Annotated in this window: 14 protein-coding genes; 9 read left to right on the forward strand and 5 right to left on the reverse strand. The window is 65.6% G+C overall.

Annotation, left to right across the window (positions count from 1 at the left end):
* Positions 1-175 precede the first annotated feature (175 nt).
* Genes BMY12_RS04245 through BMY12_RS04275 form a run of 7 tightly spaced genes read left to right on the forward strand, consistent with a single transcriptional unit; the run spans position 176 to position 5,204 of the window.
* A complete protein-coding gene (locus BMY12_RS04245; protein ID WP_093282520.1) occupies positions 176-535 on the forward strand; it encodes a diacylglycerol kinase in 360 nt (119 codons plus the stop codon).
* Positions 536-593: 58 nt separating this feature from the next.
* Entirely contained in the window at positions 594-1,529 is a 936-nt protein-coding gene (locus tag BMY12_RS04250; RefSeq protein ID WP_093282522.1) for a carbohydrate kinase family protein, read from the forward strand.
* A gap of 15 nt (positions 1,530-1,544) precedes the next feature.
* Complete coding sequence (locus BMY12_RS04255) at positions 1,545-2,720, forward strand: class I SAM-dependent rRNA methyltransferase (protein WP_093282525.1); 1,176 nt, start codon at positions 1,545-1,547, stop codon at positions 2,718-2,720.
* Between the two features lie 45 nt (positions 2,721-2,765).
* A complete protein-coding gene (gene lgt, locus BMY12_RS04260; RefSeq protein WP_093282527.1) occupies positions 2,766-3,569 on the forward strand; it encodes a prolipoprotein diacylglyceryl transferase in 804 nt (267 codons plus the stop codon).
* Positions 3,570-3,573: 4 nt separating this feature from the next.
* Complete coding sequence (locus BMY12_RS04265; protein WP_093282530.1) at positions 3,574-4,368, forward strand: thymidylate synthase; 795 nt, start codon at positions 3,574-3,576, stop codon at positions 4,366-4,368.
* A gap of 10 nt (positions 4,369-4,378) precedes the next feature.
* On the forward strand, positions 4,379-4,879 hold the full coding sequence (locus BMY12_RS04270; RefSeq protein ID WP_177188833.1) for a dihydrofolate reductase: 501 nt from the start codon (positions 4,379-4,381) through the stop codon (positions 4,877-4,879).
* A 58-nt stretch (positions 4,880-4,937) separates the two neighbouring features.
* Entirely contained in the window at positions 4,938-5,204 is a 267-nt protein-coding gene (locus BMY12_RS04275; RefSeq protein ID WP_093282532.1) for an acyl-CoA-binding protein, read from the forward strand.
* 51 nt (positions 5,205-5,255) lie between these two features.
* Here BMY12_RS04275 and BMY12_RS04280 read toward each other — a convergent pair whose 3' ends face one another.
* From BMY12_RS04280 to ettA, 3 genes are all read right to left on the reverse strand, one after another.
* Entirely contained in the window at positions 5,256-5,579 is a 324-nt protein-coding gene (locus BMY12_RS04280) for a YXWGXW repeat-containing protein (RefSeq protein WP_093282535.1), read from the reverse strand.
* 103 nt (positions 5,580-5,682) lie between these two features.
* Positions 5,683-6,444: an ATP-binding protein gene (locus BMY12_RS04285; protein ID WP_093282537.1), complete on the reverse strand. Its 762-nt coding sequence runs from the start codon at positions 6,442-6,444 to the stop codon at positions 5,683-5,685.
* Positions 6,441-8,105, reverse strand: coding sequence for an energy-dependent translational throttle protein EttA (gene ettA, locus BMY12_RS04290; protein WP_093282540.1), 1,665 nt, complete (start codon positions 8,103-8,105; stop codon positions 6,441-6,443). Before ettA ends, BMY12_RS04285 begins: the two co-directional genes overlap by 4 nt.
* A gap of 151 nt (positions 8,106-8,256) precedes the next feature.
* Here ettA and BMY12_RS04295 point away from each other — a divergent pair, with 151 nt between their 5' ends.
* Positions 8,257-9,498 carry a threonine ammonia-lyase gene (locus BMY12_RS04295; RefSeq protein ID WP_093282543.1) on the forward strand — a complete coding sequence of 414 codons (1,242 nt, stop codon included), beginning with the start codon at positions 8,257-8,259 and terminating at the stop codon, positions 9,496-9,498.
* 13 nt (positions 9,499-9,511) lie between these two features.
* Here BMY12_RS04295 and BMY12_RS04300 read toward each other — a convergent pair whose 3' ends face one another.
* Both BMY12_RS04300 and BMY12_RS04305 read right to left on the reverse strand, forming a co-directional pair.
* Complete coding sequence (locus BMY12_RS04300; RefSeq protein ID WP_093282545.1) at positions 9,512-11,899, reverse strand: penicillin acylase family protein; 2,388 nt, start codon at positions 11,897-11,899, stop codon at positions 9,512-9,514.
* A gap of 10 nt (positions 11,900-11,909) precedes the next feature.
* The gene (locus tag BMY12_RS04305; RefSeq protein WP_245732344.1) at positions 11,910-12,509 is read right to left on the reverse strand and encodes a TetR/AcrR family transcriptional regulator; all 600 of its coding nucleotides are present in this window, start codon (positions 12,507-12,509) and stop codon (positions 11,910-11,912) included.
* Between the two features lie 259 nt (positions 12,510-12,768).
* On the opposite strand from BMY12_RS04305, the gene BMY12_RS04310 reads away from it, so the two are divergent.
* Positions 12,769-14,385 (forward strand): carboxylesterase/lipase family protein, encoded by a 1,617-nt coding sequence (locus BMY12_RS04310; protein WP_177188834.1) that lies wholly within the window; start codon positions 12,769-12,771, stop codon positions 14,383-14,385.
* Positions 14,386-14,409: the final 24 nt, after the last annotated feature.

Below are 14,409 nucleotides of genomic sequence, written 5' to 3' on the forward strand. Positions count from 1 at the left end.
ACTCCTTCTTACCTCTTGCCGCGGCTCACGCGGATGCGTGAAAGGGGAACCGCTGGAGCGTATTTAAGGGCATTTTGCTGCGTTGCAACAAGTGATTTTAACTAATTAGTCAAATTAGAAAAGCTAAACTGTGCCACTATATCTGGCTGGTTTTCGCGAACAGGAACAAAGGTTTATGGCTGATGGCATCAAGGGTTGGGCGCGCCTGATGCGTGCGACGAAAGTCTCATACTGGGGGCTGGGTTGGGCGCTGCGGTCCGAGGAGGCCTTCCGTATCGAGGCGGTGCTGTGCCTGCTGCTGGTGCCGGCGGCGCTATGGCTGGGCCATAGCGGCCTGGAACGGGCGCTGTTGTTGCTGAGCCTGTTCGTGGTGCTGATCACCGAACTGCTGAATACGGCGGTGGAAGTGGTGGTGGATCGCATCGGCAAGGACTGGAATGAGCTGTCCGGGCGGGCCAAGGATCTGGGCTCGGCGGCGGTGCATCTGTCCCTGGTGCAGGTGCTGGTGGTCTGGGGATTCGTGCTGCTGGGCTGATAAGGCCGCGGCGGTTTGGTTTTCGTGTGGCGCCGCAGGCGCTCATTTCGGAGTGGGTATGTCAGCTTTGATCTGTGGTTCCATGGCCTACGACACCATCATGGTGTACTCGGGACAGTTCAAGAACGCGATTCTTCCCGACAAGGTTCACATCCTGAATGTGTCCTTCCTGGTGCCCCAGCTGCGCCGCGACTTCGGCGGCACTGCCGGCAACATCGCCTACAACCTCGCGCTGCTGGGCGAGCGCGCGATGCCCATGGGCACCGTGGGTCATGACTTCGGCGCTTATGCGAAGTGGCTGGACCAGAACTCGGTGTCGCGCCAGTACCTCAAGGTGATCGAGGACCACTACACCGCGCAGGCCTATATCACCACCGATATGGACGACAACCAGATCACCGCCTTCCACCCCGGTGCGATGGCCAAGGCCGATACCCAGGATGTGCCGAAGACCGGCATCAAGCTGGGCTCGGTGTCGGCGGAATCGCGCGAGGCCATGTTGCTGCACGCGCAGCAGTTTGCCGAAGCCAACATTCCCTTCATCTTCGATCCGGGCCAGGGCATTCCGCTGTTCAACGGCGAGGAGTTCCGCGACTTCATCGACAAGGCCAGCTACGTGGCGGTGAATGATTACGAGGCGGAGATCCTGGTCAACCGGACCGGCTGGAGCCTCAAGCAGATCGCCGAGCGGGTGCAGGCGCTGATCGTCACGCGCGGCGGCAAGGGTTCGCAGATCTTCGTCGAGCAGGGCGCGCGCGTCATCGACATCCCCTGCGCCAAGGCCGATTCGCTCACCGATCCCACCGGCTGCGGCGATGCCTATCGCGGCGGCCTGATCTACGGCCTGCTGCGCGGCATGGACTGGGAAACCACCGGCCGCATCGCCGCGCTGATGGGCGCGATGTGCATCGAGCGCCCGGGCACGCAGAACCACCGTTTCAGCCTGGAAGCCTTCCGCGAGCGTTATCGCGAAAACTTCCGCAGCTCGTTCTGAAAGAGCCCGACCATCATGCTCGACTTGAAGCTCAAGCCGCGTGAAGAGCGCCGCTTGCGCGCCGGTCATCTCTGGGTTTATTCCAACGAGATCGACGCGGGCCCGGAGTTTCGCAAGCTGCCCGCCGGCAGCCTGTGCCGCGTGTTCGACAGCCGCGGCCAGCCCCTGGGCCTGGGATATGTGAATCCGCACAGCCTGCTGGCGGTGCGCATCCTGAGCGGCAATATCGAAGCGAGCATCGATCAGGACTGGTTCCAGCGTCGCCTGCAGGCCGCGCTGTACTGGCGCGAGAAGCTCTACGGCGAGCCGCATTACCGGCTGGTCTATGGCGAGGCCGATGGCCTGCCGGGCCTGGTGATCGACCGTTACGGCGAGGTGCTGGTGGTGCAGCTGACCACGGCCGGCATGGAAGCGCTCAAAGCCCCGCTGCTGGCCGCGCTGCAGGCGCTGCTGTCACCGCGCGCCATCGTGCTGCGCAATGACAATGCCGCGCGCGAGCAGGAAGGCCTGTCGCTGGAACCGGAAGTGATCGGCAGCCTGCCGGATGTCGTCGAAGTGCAGGAAGAAGGTCTGCGCTATCCGCTCGATCTGCTGCGCGGACAAAAGACCGGTTTCTTCTTCGATCAGCGCGACAACCGCTCGCGCCTGGCCCGCTATGCCTCGGGTGCCCGCGTGCTCGACGTGTTCAGCTACGTCGGCGCCTGGGCCTTGCGCGCACTGCGCGATGGTGCGGCCTCGGCCACCTGCCTGGATTCCTCGCAGACCGCGCTGGATGCCGCGCAGGCCGCCGCGCAGCGCAATGGCCTGAGTCTGGAGACGATCCGCGACGAAGCACTCGATGGCCTGAAGGCACTGCGCGAGGCGGGACGGCAGTTCGACATCGTGATTGTCGATCCGCCGGCACTGATCAAGCGCCGCAAGGACTACGAAGCGGGCCTGGAGCACTACGCCGCGCTCAACCGTGCCGCGCTGCAGCTCCTGCCTGCGGAAGGCCTGCTGGTGGCCTGCTCCTGCTCGCACCATCTGCCGGCTGAGGACTTGCAGCGCATCCTGCTGCGCGAATCGCGTCGCGCCAAGCGTCGCCTGCGTCTGCTGGAGCAGGGCGCGCAGGGCGCGGATCATCCCGTGCATCCGGCGATTCCCGAAACGCGCTATCTGAAAGCCTTCTACTGCGCCGTCTCGCAGACCTGAGCCGAACGCATCGGCCACCATACCGCGATACCGACCCAGACCCTCATGCTCCATCATCCCAATATCGATCCGGTCGCCATCAAGCTCGGGCCGCTGGCCATCCACTGGTATGGCCTCATGTACCTGCTGGGCTTCTGGGGCGCCTGGCGCATGGCCCTGCGTCGCGCGCGACTGGCGCATGTCGGCTGGAGCCGCGAGCGCATCAGCGATCTGCTGTTCTACGTGGTGATGGGCGTGATTCTCGGTGGCCGTCTCGGCTACGTGCTGTTCTACGCCTACGACAACAGCGGGCACTGGCTGCCGCTGGATGATCCGATGATGGTGTTGCGCGTCTGGCAGGGCGGCATGTCCTTCCACGGCGGGCTGATCGGCGTGCTGCTGGCCATGGGCTTGTTCGCGTATCTGCAGAAGCTGAAGTATTTCGAGGTGGCGGACTTTGCCGCGGTGCTGGTGCCGATCGGCCTGTTCACCGGGCGCATCGGCAATTTCATCAATGGCGAACTCTGGGGCAAGCCCACCGAGCTGCCCTGGGGCATGGTGTTCGAAACCGCGCCGGATCTGCTGCCGCGTCATCCCAGCATGCTTTATGAAGCACTGCTGGAAGGTCTGGTGATGTTCGCCGTGCTCTGGTGGGTGGGCGGCAAGCCGCGTCCGCGCGGCCTGCTCAGCGCGCTGTTCCTGTTGTTGTATGGCACGTTCCGCTTCGCGGTGGAATTCGTGCGCGTGCCCGATACGCAGCTGGGTTATCTGCACTTCGGCTGGATGACGCGCGGCCAGGAGCTGTGTCTGCCGATGCTGGCGGCGGGCCTGATCATCCTGGCCTGGTCGCTGCGCAAGAAGGAGGCCTGAAGCGATGCGCCAATATCTGGACCTGATGCGGCATGTGCTGGAAAACGGCACGGAGAAGAGTGATCGCACCGGCACCGGTACGCGCTCGGTGTTCGGACATCAGATGCGCTTTGATCTGGCCGCCGGCTTCCCGGTGCTCACCACCAAGAAGCTGCATCTCAAGTCGATCATCTACGAACTGCTCTGGTTCCTGCGCGGCGAAACCAATATCGCATATCTGAAGGAACACGGCGTCAGCATCTGGAATGAATGGGCCGATGCGCAGGGTGAACTCGGCCCTGTGTACGGCAAGCAGTGGCGCTGCTGGCCCACGCCCGATGGCCGCCATGTCGATCAGATCCAGCAGGTGTTGCAGCAGCTGCGCACGAACCCCGATTCGCGGCGCATCATCGTCTCGGCCTGGAACGTGGGCGAGCTGGACAAGATGGCGCTGATGCCCTGCCATGCGCTGTTCCAGTTCTACGTGGCGGACGGCAAGCTCAGCTGCCAGCTGTACCAGCGCAGCGCCGATATCTTCCTGGGCGTGCCCTTCAACATCGCCTCCTACGCGCTGCTGACCATGATGATCGCGCAGGTCTGCGAGCTGAAGCCCGGTGATTTCGTGTGGACCGGCGGCGACTGCCATCTGTACAACAATCACTTCGAGCAGGCGCGCCTGCAGCTGTCCCGCGAACCGCGCGCGCTGCCGACCATGCAGATCAATCCGGCGGTACGCGATCTGTTTGCCTTCACCTTTGAAGACTTCACGCTGACGGGCTATGACCCGCATCCGCATATCAAGGCACCGGTGGCGGTGTGAGGCGCAAGCGATGAGCATTGCCCTGATCGTGGCGATGGACCGCAAGCGACTGATCGGCCGCAACGGCGATCTGCCCTGGCGGCTGCCGGACGATTTGAAGCACTTCAAGGCGCTGACGCTGAACAAGATCGTGCTGATGGGGCGCAAGACCTGGGATTCCCTGGGCAGGCCGCTGCCGCAGCGCGAGAACTGGGTGCTGAGCCGCGATGCGGCGTTCGCGCCGCCGGGTGCGCGCGTGTTTGCCGATCTGGCGACGGCGCTGGCGGCGGCGCAGGGCCGCGAGCTGATGGTGATCGGCGGCGCGCAACTCTATGCGCAGACCCTGGCGCTGGCCGACACCTTGTATCTCACCGAAGTCGAGGCGGACGTGGACGGCGGCGACGCCTGGTTTCCCGAGTTTGAACGCAGCGCCTGGCAGGAGACCCAGCGGCAGGCGCATCCGGCCGATGAACGCCACGCTTACGCATTTACCTTCCTCACCCTGCGCCGCGGCCAATCCGGAGCGCCGTAGTGCTTTGCTATGCTCCGCGCCGATCCATTACCGCAGCATTTCACAGGGGAGAATCGCGATGGCTGATCTGAAGGCTGACTTCGCCAAGGCGCAAACCGAGGTCAAGACGCTGACCAAGCGCCCGGGCAATGACGACATGCTGTTTCTCTACGCGCACTACAAGCAGGCCGCCGACGGCGATGTGAAAGGCTCGCGTCCCGGCATGCTGGATATGGTGGGCCGCGCCAAGTACGACGCCTGGGCCAAGCTCAAGGGCGTGAAGGCCGATGATGCGATGAAGAAGTACATCGACAAGGTCGCGGCCCTGCTCAAGACGCACAAGTAAACCCTGCCTGCGAAACGGGGCCGGAAATCCGGCCCCGTTTCGTTTTGCGGATCAAGGGTTGTGCGCCCAGTGTCCGGGCACGAAGCGCCAGTTCGGGCCGTGCTGCACCCAGTGGTCCGGCACCCAGTGACGGCCCGGCCGTTCGGCAATCCAGCGGCCTTCCACCCAGACATGCGCGCGGCCCTGCCACTGCCAGTAGCCCGGCGCGTAGACATAGCCCTCGCGCGGCGGCGGCACCACCACCACGCGCGGCGGTGGCGGACCGACGTTGATATCCACATCCACGCGCGCCTGCGCGGCCAGTGGCGCCAGCACGCTGCCGGTCAAGCCGATCAGCAGGATCAGTCGGGCGAAAGAACGCTTTTTCTGTGACATGGGAGGCTCCTGATGCTCGCGAAAGATCGCGAGGACATCATCGATTCCCGCTGCTGAGCGCTGCCTGAAATGCCGGTAAAGAACTGTTGCGGCCAGCTTGCGCTCAGCTTGCGTGGCGCCCCGCCCAGTCGCGCGCAAACTGCTGCGCCACACGCCCCGAGCGCGAGGCGCGGTTCAGGGCCCAGCGCAGCGCGAGCTTCTCGGTTTCCTCGTCCCACAGCGCGTGGTTCAGACGCTTCAGGTGCAGGCGCACCACGTCCAGATACTGATCCTGCGTGAAGGCCGGAAAGCTCAGCCACAGACCGAAGCGCTCGGCGAGGGAGTTCTTCTCTTCCGTGGACTCGCCCGGATGCAGCTCCTCGTCGATCCACTGATACTCGGCATTGTCGCTGCGTGTCTGCGGCATCAGATGACGACGGTTGGACGTGGCGTAGATCAGCACGTTCTCCGCCGGTTCTTCGATGCCGCCATCCAGCGCGGTCTTCAGAGCCGTGAGGGCCGGATCATTGTTGGCCACCGAGAAATCATCCACGTACAGCACGTACCGCTCGGGCCGTCCGCGCAGCGGCGCCATCACTTCCGGCAGCTGCAGCAGATCATGCGGTGCCACTTCCACCAGGCGCAGGCCCTGCGGCGCGAACTCGGTGAGCAGGGCCTTGACGATGGAGGACTTGCCGGTGCCCCGTGCGCCGGTGAGCAGCACATGGTTCGCCGGCTTGCCCGCCACGAACTGCCGCGTATTCTGCACCACCGCGTCTTTCTGGCGTTCGATGCCGAGCAACTCATCGAGCTTGAGCTTCTGCACAAACTCGATGGGCTGCAGCTGGCGTTCGTGCCAGCGATACGCGATGGCGGTGAGACTCATGCCAGCTTCTTGTGCCGCGCGCGACGGTTCACGCCCGGCTCGCTGCCGGTGCGGCGACGGAAGTCTTCTTCGTATTCCTGGTAATTGCCCTCGTGCCAGACCACTTCGCCGGAATCTTCGAAGGCGAGGATGTGGGTGGCGATACGGTCCAGGAACCAGCGATCATGCGAGATCACCAGCGCGCAGCCGGGGAAGTCGAGCACGGCTTCTTCCAGGGCGCGCAGGGTTTCCACGTCGAGGTCGTTGGTGGGCTCGTCGAGCAGCAGCACATTGCCGCCCTGCAGCAGCATCTTGGCCAGATGCACGCGGTTGCGTTCGCCGCCGGAGAGTTCCTTCAGGCGCTTCTGCTGGGACTCGCCCTTGAAGTTGAAACGGCCGATGTAGGCCCGCGAGGGCATCTCGAAATTGCCGACGCGCAGCAGGTCGCCGCCGCCGCCGATTTCCTGGAACACGGTGTGATCGCCGTTGAGCGCATCGCGGCTCTGGTCCACGTAGGCGAATTTCACGGTCTCGCCGACGCTGATCTCGCCGCTGTAATCCTGGTCCTGGCCGGTGAGCATCTTGAACAGCGTGGTCTTGCCCATGCCGTTGGCGCCGATGATGCCGACCACCGCGCCGCGCGGCACCGAGAAGCTGATGCCCTGATACAGGGTGCGATCACCGAACTTCTTGGTGAGATTGTTCACCTCGATGACCTTGTCGCCCAGGCGCGGGCCCGGCGGGATGTAGAGTTCCTTGGTCTCGCTGCGCTTCTGGTATTCCTGCGAGGCCAGTTCTTCGAAGGCCTTGATGCGCGCCTTGCTCTTGGCCTGACGGCCCTTGGGATTCTTGCGCACCCATTCCAGCTCTTCCTTCATCGCCTTGCTGCGCGCGTCTTCCTGCTTCTGCTCGGTCTCCAGGCGCTTCTCCTTCTGTTCCAGCCAGGAGGAGTAATTGCCCTGCCAGGGAATGCCGTGGCCGCGGTCCAGCTCCAGAATCCAGCCGGCCACGTTGTCGAGGAAATAGCGGTCATGGGTGACCGCCACCACGGTGCCGGGAAAGTCGTGCAGGAATTTTTCCAGCCAGGCGACGGATTCGGCGTCGAGATGGTTGGTGGGCTCGTCCAGCAGCAGCATGTCGGGCTTGGACAGCAGCAGTCGGCAGAGCGCGACGCGGCGGCGCTCACCGCCAGAGAGCCGGGTGACGTCGGCGTCCCAGGGCGGCAGGTTGAGCGCCTCGGCAGCCTTGTCCAGCACCACGTCCAGATTCTCGGCATCGGCAGCCGCGATCTTGGCTTCCAGCTCGGCCTGCTTGGCGGCCAGCTTGTCGAAGTCCGCGCCTTCCTCGGCGTAGGCCGCATAGACCGCGTCCAGTTCGGCCTTCAGGCCCAGCACCTCGCCAAGCGCCTCTTCGACATTGCCGCGCACGGTCTTGTTCGGGTCCAGCTGCGGCTCCTGCGGCAGGTAGCCGACCTTCAGCCCCGGCATCGGCCGCGCCTCGCCGACGATGTCCTTGTCGATGCCGGCCATGATGCGCAACAGCGTGGACTTGCCGGCGCCGTTGTAGCCCAGCACGCCGATCTTGGCGCCCGGGAAGAACGACAGCGAGATGTTGCGCAGAATCTCTTTCTTCGGCGGCACGATCTTGCCGACGCGATTCATGGTGTAAACGTACTGGGACATGGGCCGGGACTGGGGTTTGAGACGAGGGCGCGCATTGTAGCGGATCGCCACCGCGCGGCCGGAGCGGGCAAGTTCTCAGGCGCCGCGCGCAAGCGCCGACCATAATGGCCGCAGCACGGCAGCGCCGCCTGTTCACGATGAGAGTGTCCGCATGAATGCCACCGCCGCCCGCGTCCGTTTCGCCGACGTGCAAGCCGCCGCCGCGCGGCTGGCCGGCGCCATCGAGCGCACGCCCTGCACGCACTCGCGCGTGCTCTCGCGGCTGACCGGCGCCGAGGTCTGGCTGAAGTTTGAAAACTTCCAGTTCACCGCTTCGTTCAAGGAGCGTGGCGCGCTCAACAAGCTGCTGAGCCTGAGCGCCGAGGAACGCGCCGCCGGGGTCTGCGCGATGTCGGCCGGCAATCATGCCCAGGGCGTCGCCTATCACGCCACGCGCTTGGGGATCCGCAGCGTGATCGTGATGCCGCAGATCACGCCCTTCACCAAGGTGCGCAACACCCGCGAGCTGGGCGGCGAGGTGATTCTGCACGGCGAGACGCTGGCCGACGCGCAGTTGTACATGGAGCAGGAGCTGGTGCAGCGGCGCGGCATGACCCTGGTGCACCCTTACGATGATGCACAGATCATCGCTGGGCAGGGCACGGTGGCGCTGGAGATGCTGGCGCAGGCCCCGGAACTGGACACCCTGGTGGTGCCTATCGGCGGCGGCGGGCTCATCGCCGGCATGGCCATCGCCGCGCATGGCATCAAGCCCGAGCTGCGCATGGTGGGCGTGGAATCCAGCGCCTATCCGTCCGCCTATGCGGCGCTGCAAAACGAACCCGGCCTGGTGCGCGGCGGCCAGACCATTGCCGAAGGCATCGCCGTGCGCAACATCGGCGTACTGACCCTGGCCATCATCCGCGAGCAGGTGGCCGAGCTGATGCGCGTGGAGGAAGCCGCCATCGAGCGCGCCATCGGCCTGCTGGTGAACGTCGAGAAGGTGGTGGCCGAAGGCGCGGGCGCCGTGGGCCTGGCTGCGCTGCTCAGCGATCCGGCGCGCTTTGCCGGACGCAAGGTCGGTCTGGTGATCTGCGGCGGCAACATCGACGCGCGCCTGCTGGCCTCGGTGCTGCTGCGTCAGCTGGTCAATGAATCCAGGCTGATCTCACTGTCCATCGACATCGAAGACCGCCCCGGCTTTCTGGCGCGCGTGGCGGGACGCATCGGCGAGTCAGGCGGCAACATCATCCAGGTGCATCACGAACGCCTGCATCGCGGCCACGCCAAGGACGCGACCCTGGAAGTGATGGTGGAAGCGCAGGATCAGGCGCACGCGCAGCAGATCGTGGCGGATCTGAGCGCGGCGGGCTTCGTGGTGCGCCTGGGCGCTGGCGGGATGGAATTCGAGTGAACGGGGCGTTCGTTTAGGAGGTGCCGGCGGCAGCGGGCAGCAGCCGCAGCTGGTGCTTCGGCTTGCCAGGCAGAAAGGGCGTGGGACGATCCTCGATCCAGTCCTGATGCCCGGCGCTGTAGAACGGCGACAGCGGATGACCCGACTGTCCGCCTGGCATGTTGAGATAACCCTCTTCTTCGCGTCCCGGTGTCACCGCCATGCGCTGCGAAGCGCCGCCGTGTGCGGTCTGCACGCGCGGCATCTGGTTGTCGCCCGCCATCGGCACCGCCGGCATGTCCAGCCAGCGCGCCAGCGGCCCCAGCGCCGGCGACAGCGCGTGGCGCATCGACAGGGTATTGCGCTCGCCCCAGCTGCGCGCGGCCAGGCCGCCGGGCTGCTGTGCATATGGCGTGATGACGGCATCCAGCGCCGCCAGCAGCAGCGCGTCCCAGTTTTCGTAGCGCGGATTGAGCAGATGCAGCGGCTGCTGCGTGATCAGCTGCCAGAGCGGCCCCTCGCTCTGGAACATCGGCGCGCCGTAGCGGCAGTCGGCATTGGCGGCACGGCAGGGCGCCAGCAGGGCCGCGAACACCGCATCGTGCATCTGCGTGCGCCATTCATTCACCAGGCGATAGCCCACCGATTCCGGCGCGGCGTGCGCACCCCAGTGTTCGATCAGCGTCCGTGCCTGCGCACGCAGGGGCTGGCCGGCCAGCGCCGCGGGGGTCAGCAGGCTCAGCAGGCGTTGCTGCCAGCGGTGCAGAAACAGCGCGCGATCATCGAGCTGCACCGCCAGCATGTCCTGGGGCCGGGCCTGCTCGATGGCGAGCAGATCGTCGCGAATCTGCTGCTGGCGCGCGCCGAGCGCGTAATTGCCGGTGCCGATCAGCCGCAGTGCCTCGCCGTCCACCATGCGCGCGTTGGCCGACCACACCCGGCCCTGCGGCGGATCCAGCACTTGCGGATAGCGCGCCGGATCGAGAAAGCCCTGCCAGTGTTCTTGCTCGGCCCAGGACAGCGGCGTGCTGCCATCGCTGGCAACACGATGCGGGATGCGCCCGGCGACACTCCAGGCGATGTGGCCCTGCGCATCACCCGCCACGAAGTTCTGCGGCGGCAGGCCACAGAGATGGACGATGTCGAGCGCATCCTGCACGCGGCGCGCGGATTCCAGTTGCCGGCAATGCAGATTCACCGCGCCTGGCACACGCGCCAGCCAGTGCACGGCATAGGCGCGGCCGCGTGCATCGCGGATCACCGGGCCCCAGATGGTTTCGTCGATATCCAGCGCTTCGTCTGCACCTTGGCGCTGCCGCAGGATTTCATGCTGATGCGTGAAGCGGCGCCAGCCCTGCGGTGTGCGATAGCGGGTGGGGTCGGCGGGATCGAGTTCCAGCGCCACCAGATCGCTCCAGTCGCCATAGGTCGTGGTGAGCGCCCAGGCGATATGCCGGTTGCTGCCGGCGATCATGAACGGCACGCCAGGCAGGCTCACGCCGCTGAGGTCGAGCCCGCTGTCCGACTGCAGGCGCAGTCGGTACCAGATGTGCGGCACGCGATAGTCCAGATGCATGTCGCCTGAAACCAGCGCGCCGCCGCCCGCAACGTGCGCACCGGCCAGCGCCCAGTTGTTGCTGCCGCGGTGAAAGCCCGGATCCGGCGCCGATCGTTCAGCCCACGACAGCTGCGGAAACGATGATTTCTTCAGTGAGCGAAGGTCATAAACCTGCGGCGGCGGAATCGCGGCGGACTCGGTGTCCGCCTGACCCTGCAGTGGTGCATCCCAGGGCGTGCCTTTCGGTGTGAGGAAGCGCAGCAGTTCCGCCGGCAGGTTTTCACGCAGGGCCGACAACGCCAGCTCACGTTCGCCGCGCGCATCGCTCAGCGAGAAAAACATGGTCATCAGCACCAGCAGGCTGTCCTCCGGCCGCCAGGCTTGCGGTTGCTGACGCAGCAGCCAGTATTCAAACGGCCGTGAACGCAGGGCTTGCAGGCCCTGGTTGACGCCATCGACATAGGCGTCCAGCAGCGCGCGTTCTTCGTCCGGCAGTGCCTGCACGGCGGCGACTGCCGCGGCACGCATGCGGAAGAAGCGGCGTTGGCGGTCCAGAGGCAGGGCGGCCGGGCCAAGCAGAGCGGCGGTCTCGCCGGCGGCATTGCGGCGCAGCAGGTCCATCTGGAAATAGCGGTCCTGTGCATGCGCAAAGCCGGTGGCGCGGGCCAGATCAAGACGCTGCTCGCCATGGATCGTGACGATGCCCAGGGCGTCGCGCTGCAGTTGTACCGGTGCCTGCAATGACGCGAGCGCATGCTCGCCATCGAGCTGCGGCAGGCTGCTGCGCAGGCAGAGGTCGATTCCCAGCGCGCCGAGGCTCAAACCGGCCAGCAGGCCCAGGGAGAGTTTGGCAAACAGGCGCATGTTCGGCGGCTCAGTTCTTGTTCTGCGCGCCGACGATGCGCAGGGCGAAGTCGGCAAAGGTGTCGGCGACCTGCTGCGGGGTCTTGCCGCAGCCGGGCGCGAACCAGTAGGCGGCGCGCTGGCCCATGCTGCTGATGGCGCGCAGGGCCAGCGCCGGTTCCGGACAGTTGAACAGCTGCAGCGTGATGCCGCGCTCGACGACGTCGAGTGCCAGGCGTTCCGCCTGGGCGCTGACCACGCGGATCGGCGCGGCGGTGGCTTCCGACAAGGCGTGGAGTTCGGCGCTGGCCACCACCGCCAGCATCGCATGCTCGCAATGCGACAGGACATGCGCGCGGACCAGCGCGACGAGCTGCTCGCGCGGATCGGGCTGCGCCGCGAGCAGCGCTTCGCGCAGGCGGCGCAACAGCTCCTCATGGCCCAGGCGAATGATTTCGGCCAGCACGTCTTCCTTGGACGGGAAGTGGACGTAAAGCGTCGTGGCCTGCACTTCGGCGGAGGCGCAGATATCACGTACCGAAGTGCCGCCGTAGCCCAGGTCCGCAAACAACCGCAAGGCGGCGGTGAGGATGCGGCCGCGCGCGCCCTTGGGCAGCACGCCGGGGGGCATCGCAGTTTGTTCCGTGGCAATGCGGCGCCCCGGGGGCGGGAGCTGGGCTAGGAGGCTCATAATTAACGACCGTTATTGTGACGTGCTTTTAACAGTATATTGTTTAAACAGTGTTTTCAATACAGACTTCACAAAAATAACAACGAACGTTAGTATATAAAATCAAGCGAGCCACGCCTTCGGCCGAAGCCTGGGCGGTGCCGGGCGAGGGCGCGGGTCCGGCGAGGCGATCGCAATCATGAACAGGGGAAGTTGGCTGATGGGATTCGCAAAAGCGGTGCGTGCGGGCGCTTGCATGCTGTGGCTGCTGCTGCCGGGGCTGGCGCTGGGCATCGAGGAGGCGGGTGTGGGCATGAATCCGGATTCGCGGGAGTTCACCCCGGAGCAGGGCGTTGCAGGGACGCCGGGGCTGGCGCTGAGTGCGCAGGGCTGGTTGCAGGGAGAGAGGACGGCGGCCGGCAGCTGGCGCTATCTGGGCATCCCCTACGCGGCGCCGCCGGTGGCGCAAGCGCGCTGGCAGGCGCCTCAGGATCCGGCCGGCTGGGCGGGCGTGCGCCGCGCGGATCGCTTCGGCGCGCCCTGTGCGCAGCTCGGAGGTTATTTCGCCAGCGATGATCCGCAGACCTTCGACAAGCCTTACGGTGACGAGGACTGTCTGTCACTGAATGTGTGGGCGGCCGCGAGCGGCAATCAACCGCGCCCGGTGCTGCTGTTCATCCACGGTGGCTCGGGCATCGCCGGCAGCAGCGCCTGGTCGCTGTACGACGCCGGCCGGCTGGCGCAAGAGCTGAATGCGGTGGTGGTGACCATCAACTATCGGCTTGCGTTCTTCGGTTCCCTGCATGTGCCGGCGCTGGCCAGCGGCGATGCGCAGAGCGATTCCGGCAACTACGGGCTTCTCGATCAGCTCAAGGCCCTGGCCTGGGTGCAGAACAATATCGCGGCCTTCGGTGGCGATCCCGGCAATGTCACCGTGATGGGTCACTCCGCAGGCTGCGTGCGGCTGTGGTCGCTGCTGCGCTCGCCGCTGTCGCAGGGCAAGGTGCAGCGCGCCATCTGCCTGTCGGGCATTCCGATGAGCAGCACCATGGCGCAGGCCCAGGCGCGCAGCGACAAATTCCTTACGGCCTTGTTGCGTCGCGACGGTCGCCTGCAGCGCGATGGCGAACTGTCCGCCATCAAGCAGCAGCTGGGCGCGGCGGGCCTGCGTGACTATCTGCATGGCAAGAGCACGGCGGAACTCGTCGAAGCCTCGCGCGGCATCGCCGCGATTGCCGATCCCAGCGACGGCGTGGTGCTGCCCCTGGAAGCGCGCGGCGAGGCGCCGGGCTCGCAGGTGCGTGTGCCGATGATCATCGGCGCGGTGAGCAACGAGGCCAGCCTCTTGCTGATCAAGACCTTCGGCCGGCCCGATACCCAGCGATTCTGGCAGTTGCTCAATGGCGATGGCGCACAGGTCAGGACTTCAGACGTGTTCGCACCGCTGTCGCGCGCCGCCTATGCGGTCTCGGATTTCTTCGTCAATCCCTACCTGCTGCGCAAGGTGGACGCCAGCGCCGACCTGCTCGCCGCGCAGGGCCTGCCGGTGTACCGCTACGCCTTTTCCTGGGACCGCATCGCGCAGCCCTGGCGCGATCTCTTCGGTGCGTATCACGGTCTGGATCTGGCCGTGCTGTTCGGCAATTTCATCGTCGACCGGCCGAACTTCTCGCGCTTTAGCTGGACAGCGGAAAACCAGATCGAACGCGAGCAGCTGCATGAGCAGTTCGTGAGCAGCGTCAAAGGCTACATCGAGGCGGGGGATCCCGCGCGCTATCCGAGCGCCATTCGCTGGCGCGCATGGAACCAGAACCGCCAGTACACCGACATTCCGTGAAATCAGATCACGACGAAACAAAAA

The organism is Solimonas aquatica (assembly GCF_900111015.1).
In the GTDB taxonomy this organism is placed as follows: domain Bacteria; phylum Pseudomonadota; class Gammaproteobacteria; order Nevskiales; family Nevskiaceae; genus Solimonas; species Solimonas aquatica.

What these genes read in the sequence shown, in the direction of transcription:
- BMY12_RS04245 (WP_093282520.1), top strand. Translation starts at nt 176, where the DNA reads ATGGCTGATGGCATCAAGGGTTGGGCGCGCCTGATGCGTGCGACGAAA.
- BMY12_RS04250 (WP_093282522.1), top strand. Translation starts at nt 594, where the DNA reads ATGTCAGCTTTGATCTGTGGTTCCATGGCCTACGACACCATCATGGTG.
- BMY12_RS04255 (WP_093282525.1), top strand. Translation starts at nt 1,545, where the DNA reads ATGCTCGACTTGAAGCTCAAGCCGCGTGAAGAGCGCCGCTTGCGCGCC.
- lgt (WP_093282527.1), top strand. Translation starts at nt 2,766, where the DNA reads ATGCTCCATCATCCCAATATCGATCCGGTCGCCATCAAGCTCGGGCCG.
- BMY12_RS04265 (WP_093282530.1), top strand. Translation starts at nt 3,574, where the DNA reads ATGCGCCAATATCTGGACCTGATGCGGCATGTGCTGGAAAACGGCACG.
- BMY12_RS04270 (WP_177188833.1), top strand. Translation starts at nt 4,379, where the DNA reads ATGAGCATTGCCCTGATCGTGGCGATGGACCGCAAGCGACTGATCGGC.
- BMY12_RS04275 (WP_093282532.1), top strand. Translation starts at nt 4,938, where the DNA reads ATGGCTGATCTGAAGGCTGACTTCGCCAAGGCGCAAACCGAGGTCAAG.
- BMY12_RS04280 (WP_093282535.1), bottom strand. Translation starts at nt 5,579, where the DNA reads ATGTCACAGAAAAAGCGTTCTTTCGCCCGACTGATCCTGCTGATCGGC.
- BMY12_RS04285 (WP_093282537.1), bottom strand. Translation starts at nt 6,444, where the DNA reads ATGAGTCTCACCGCCATCGCGTATCGCTGGCACGAACGCCAGCTGCAG.
- ettA (WP_093282540.1), bottom strand. Translation starts at nt 8,105, where the DNA reads ATGTCCCAGTACGTTTACACCATGAATCGCGTCGGCAAGATCGTGCCG.
- BMY12_RS04295 (WP_093282543.1), top strand. Translation starts at nt 8,257, where the DNA reads ATGAATGCCACCGCCGCCCGCGTCCGTTTCGCCGACGTGCAAGCCGCC.
- BMY12_RS04300 (WP_093282545.1), bottom strand. Translation starts at nt 11,899, where the DNA reads ATGCGCCTGTTTGCCAAACTCTCCCTGGGCCTGCTGGCCGGTTTGAGC.
- BMY12_RS04305 (WP_245732344.1), bottom strand. Translation starts at nt 12,509, where the DNA reads ATGCCCCCCGGCGTGCTGCCCAAGGGCGCGCGCGGCCGCATCCTCACC.
- BMY12_RS04310 (WP_177188834.1), top strand. Translation starts at nt 12,769, where the DNA reads ATGGGATTCGCAAAAGCGGTGCGTGCGGGCGCTTGCATGCTGTGGCTG.